Source organism: Kitasatospora sp. NPDC048540 (genome assembly GCF_040651175.1).
Taxonomy (GTDB): domain Bacteria; phylum Actinomycetota; class Actinomycetes; order Streptomycetales; family Streptomycetaceae; genus Kitasatospora.
On record NZ_JBEZIR010000255.1, the window covers coordinates 1 to 3,072 of the forward strand.

At 73.7% G+C, this 3,072-nt stretch carries 5 protein-coding genes; 3 read left to right on the plus strand and 2 right to left on the minus strand.

The window, feature by feature from the left end; translation table 11 throughout:
* Nucleotides 1–122 precede the first annotated feature (122 nt).
* On the minus strand, nucleotides 123–647 hold the full coding sequence (locus AB0D08_RS40600) for an NUDIX hydrolase (protein ID WP_033820833.1): 525 nt from the start codon (nucleotides 645–647) through the stop codon (nucleotides 123–125).
* Between the two features lie 198 nt (nucleotides 648–845).
* Between AB0D08_RS40600 and AB0D08_RS40605 the strand changes: the two genes are divergently transcribed.
* Entirely contained in the window at nucleotides 846–1,277 is a 432-nt protein-coding gene (locus AB0D08_RS40605; protein ID WP_033820832.1) for an SsgA family sporulation/cell division regulator, read from the plus strand.
* A gap of 18 nt (nucleotides 1,278–1,295) precedes the next feature.
* Here AB0D08_RS40605 and AB0D08_RS40610 read toward each other — a convergent pair whose 3' ends face one another.
* Nucleotides 1,296–1,670, minus strand: a complete 375-nt coding sequence (locus AB0D08_RS40610; RefSeq protein ID WP_359895403.1) for a phage holin family protein — start codon at nucleotides 1,668–1,670, stop codon at nucleotides 1,296–1,298.
* A 244-nt stretch (nucleotides 1,671–1,914) separates the two neighbouring features.
* Between AB0D08_RS40610 and tenA the strand changes: the two genes are divergently transcribed.
* Both tenA and AB0D08_RS40620 read left to right on the plus strand, forming a co-directional pair.
* Complete coding sequence (tenA, locus tag AB0D08_RS40615) at nucleotides 1,915–2,577, plus strand: thiaminase II (RefSeq protein ID WP_033820830.1); 663 nt, start codon at nucleotides 1,915–1,917, stop codon at nucleotides 2,575–2,577.
* A gap of 199 nt (nucleotides 2,578–2,776) precedes the next feature.
* On the plus strand, nucleotides 2,777–2,977 hold the full coding sequence (locus AB0D08_RS40620; RefSeq protein ID WP_033820829.1) for a DUF5326 family protein: 201 nt from the start codon (nucleotides 2,777–2,779) through the stop codon (nucleotides 2,975–2,977).
* Nucleotides 2,978–3,072: the final 95 nt, after the last annotated feature.

Consider the following 3,072-nt stretch of genomic DNA (forward strand, 5'->3'; position numbering starts at 1 on the left):
CCCGGGGCGGGGGCCCGGGGGGGGGGCGCGGGGGGGGGGGGGCCCCACCGCGGGGGGGGGCCCCGGGGCCGGCGCCTCCCCCCCCCCCGCCCGGCCGGCAGGCCGGCCCACCGGGCCGGGCGTCAGCCCAGGTCGGGGGCGAGCAGCGCGCGGACTCCCTCGATGTTGGCCGCGAGGTAGGCGCGCAGGCTGGGCGGCACCACGTTGACCGCGGTGACGCCCTCGCGGGTGAACGGCAGCCGGACGATCTCGTACTCGCCGCGCGGCTCGTCCACCTCGGGACCGTGGCGCAGCGACGGGTCCATGGCCGACAGCCGGCAGACGAAGAAGTGCTGCACCTTGACCCCGTGCGGGTGGGCCAGGGTGCCGTCCTCGTGATGGGAGTGGGACACCGTGTCGACGAAGGCGGGCACCACGTCCTCGACCTTGCCGCCGAGCTCCTCGTCCACCTCGCGGTGCAGCGCGTCCACCACCGTGCGGTCGGTGGGCTCGACCCCGCCGCCGGGGGTGATCCAGTACGGCGGGCGGCCGGGGCGGGTGCGTTTGATCAGCACGATGGCGGCCTGCGCGTGCGGCCGCTCGGGATCCAGCTCCAGCAGGATCGCCCGGGCGGTGCGTTTGACGACTGGGCGGGCCGGGCCGGGCATGGCCACCTCCGGAGGGCTGGCGTTGTGCGGGATTCTGCCGCGCCGGGGCGGGGCCGAAACCCGTACAGGTGCACGATCGGGAGGATCGGGTTCCGCCGGCCGCCGCCGGGACGCCGTGCCACCACAGCCAACCGCAGACCCCACCCCGGGGCGAGCCCCCGGCCCGCGCGGGCCGGGCCGAACGAGAGGTACCGGCGCATGAGCAGCACCACAGTCCAGGACCACACCGTCATGCACCTGGTGGCCTCGGACCGGCTCTCCCTCCGCATCCTGGTCGACCTGGAGTACGACGCGGCCGATCCCTACGCCGTCCGCCTCACCTTCCACCTGCCCGGGGACCGGCCGGTCAGCTGGGTGTTCGGCCGCGACCTGCTCGTCGAGGGCATCAGGCGTCCGGCCGGCGAGGGCGACGTCCACGTCCACCCGGCGGGCAGCGGACCCGCCGAGGTCCGCCTGGTGCTGCACGCCCCCGGGCACGACGCGGTGCTGCGCGCGCCCGCCGCGCCGCTGATCGCCTTCCTGGCCCGCACCGACCGCCTGGTGCCGGTCGGTGCGGAGGTGGTCGCCGGCGACCTGGACGAGCAGCTCGCCGGCATCCTGTCGGCGCCCGGCCGGCAGGACACCGGCTGACCGGCAGCGCACCCGGCCTCAGTCGTCGCCGAAGGCCAGGTTGAGCCCCCAGGAGACGATGCTGATGATCAGCGAGCCCAGCAGGGCCGCCCAGAAGCCCTCGACGTGGAAGCTCAGGTCGAGCTTGTCCGAGGCCCACGAGGTCAGCCAGAGCATCAACGCATTGATCACGAAGGTGATCAGGCCCAACGTCAGGATGAACAGCGGCAGCGAGAGCAGCTTCACCAGCGGCTTGATCAGGAAGTTCACCACACCGAAGATCAGGGCGACCGCGATCACCGTGACCGCCTTGTGCCACCAGTCGTGCCCGGACAGGGTGATCCCGCCGACGATCCAGGCGGCGACCCAGATGGCCGCCGCGTTGATCAGGGTTTTGATCGTGAAGTTCTTCATGACTCGGGATGGTGGCAGGCCGCGGCGCCGCTGGGAAGCGCCGGGTGCCACGGTCCGCCGCAGCCCCGGACGGGCCGCGGCGGGCCGCCCGATAGGGTCGGCCGGACAGAGAAGGACACCGCGGGAGCCCGCCGCAGCGGGCTGAGAGGGCGCTGACGGCCACCCGGCCACCGCCGCGCCGACCGCCAGAACCTGGCCGTGGCGCGGCACCACCGCAGCCCGGGTCGGGGAGGGAGCAACAGCAGTGGCACTGACCGACGAGCTCTGGGCGGCCATCGAGCCGGTCTACGCGGAGATCCTCGACCACCCCTTCATCGCCGGCCTCACCGACGGCACCCTGCCGCGCGAGGCCTTCCGGCACTTCGTCGTCCAGGACTCGCACTACCTGCGCGACTACGCCCGGGCGCTGGCCGTCTGCGCCGCCAAGGCGCCCTCGGAGGAGGACGTCCAGGCGTTCGCCGACGACGCCGTCGGCGCCATCGCCGCCGAGCAGGGCATGCACGCCGAGTTCCTGACCGCCTTCGGCGAGAGCGCCGAACAGGCCGCCGCCGCACCGGTCCTGCCCACCACCCGCGCCTACACCAGCTACCTGCTGGCTACCGTCTACGGCGGCTCCTTCGCCGAAGCCGTCGCCGCAGTGCTGCCCTGTTACTGGATCTACGCCCGCGTCGGCGAGCGGCTGCTCGCGCGGTCCTCCCCGGAGCCCCTCTACGCCAAGTGGATCTCCACCTACGGCGACGAGGCCTTCCAGGCCGTGGTCCGGCGGGTCCTCGCGCTCACCGACCGGCTCGGCGAGGAGATCTCCCCGGCCGAACGCCGCCGCATGGTCGAGCACTTCTCGACCACCTCCCGGTACGAGTGGATGTTCTGGGACGCCGCCTGGCGCGGCGAGACCTGGCCGGTGTGACGGCAACGGTCCGGGGCCGCCCCGGGGACCGGGCTCGGGGACTGCCCCGAGGCCCGGGCTCGGGGTGATCTCCGGGTTCTCTCGGGGGCGACGGCCCTCGTTTCACCGGTTGCCGCCGCCTACGATCGAAGTACCGAAAGCAACCGGGAAGAGCGGCGGACGAACCGGCGCCGAGCCCGAGGGGAGAGAAGGAACAGACATGGCCGAGCTCTGGAAGTCGCTGCCCTCGTGGGTGCGCAACATCGTCGTCCCGATCCTGGTGCTGGTGCTGGCCTGGAACCTGATCTGGTTCGTGGTCGGCGTCGTGGGCACCCTGGTCGCACTGCTGCTCAAGGTCCTGGTGGTGGTCGGCGTCGCCGCCGCCGTGGTGATCCTGGTCAAGAAGGCCGCAAAGAGCTGAACCGCCGCCGGCGCCCGCCCCCCCCCCAAAGGGTGCGGGCGCCGTCCCCCCGCCCCACCACCCCCCCCACGTGGTCCGCCAGGCCCGACCGCGGC

Coding starts and splice junctions, on each gene's coding strand:
- AB0D08_RS40600 (WP_033820833.1), bottom strand. CDS start 647: ATGCCCGGCCCGGCCCGCCCAGTCGTCAAACGCACCGCCCGGGCGATC.
- AB0D08_RS40605 (WP_033820832.1), top strand. CDS start 846: ATGAGCAGCACCACAGTCCAGGACCACACCGTCATGCACCTGGTGGCC.
- AB0D08_RS40610 (WP_359895403.1), bottom strand. CDS start 1,670: ATGAAGAACTTCACGATCAAAACCCTGATCAACGCGGCGGCCATCTGG.
- AB0D08_RS40620 (WP_033820829.1), top strand. CDS start 2,777: ATGGCCGAGCTCTGGAAGTCGCTGCCCTCGTGGGTGCGCAACATCGTC.